General features: G+C 44.4%; 1 protein-coding gene. It reads left to right on the top strand.

Annotated features, from left to right (window positions below; all coding sequences use genetic code 11):
• On the top strand, window positions 1-360 hold a 360-nt coding region (locus tag AAGF08_RS20495; protein WP_343513324.1), incomplete at its 5' end, for a HAMP domain-containing sensor histidine kinase.
• Between the last annotated feature and the right edge of the window lie 50 nt (window positions 361-410).

Here is a 410-nt window from a genome sequence, read left to right as displayed (position 1 = left end):
CTGGTAAACAATGCTTTTTACGCTGTAAATGAAAAGACTAAGGCGGACAGCGCACCTGAAGGTTATGAACCAATGATTAAGGTTTCCTCCAAATACACTCCCCTCCCTGGAGGGGCTGGGGGTGGGTCTATTGAGCTTTCAGTCAAAGACAACGGAGGAGGAATCCCAGAACAGGTCCGGGACAAGATCTTCCAGCCTTTCTTTACAACCAAACCTACCGGTTCGGGAACTGGGCTAGGGTTGAGTTTGAGTTATGATATTGTGAAGGCACATGGAGGGGAGATAGGGTTAGAAAGTGAACAAGGTGAGGGAACAACCTTTATTATTTCCTTACCTTTTAAAATCAATTACATAACATGATATCGAAAACGAAAACCATCCTATTCCTTTCCTTCCTTGCGGCAATTTTC

This window comes from Algoriphagus sp. SE2 (assembly GCF_039563885.1).
Classification (GTDB): domain Bacteria; phylum Bacteroidota; class Bacteroidia; order Cytophagales; family Cyclobacteriaceae; genus Algoriphagus.
Note: the sequence above shows the minus strand (reverse complement) of the source record. Positions and strands in the feature narration are given on the sequence as shown.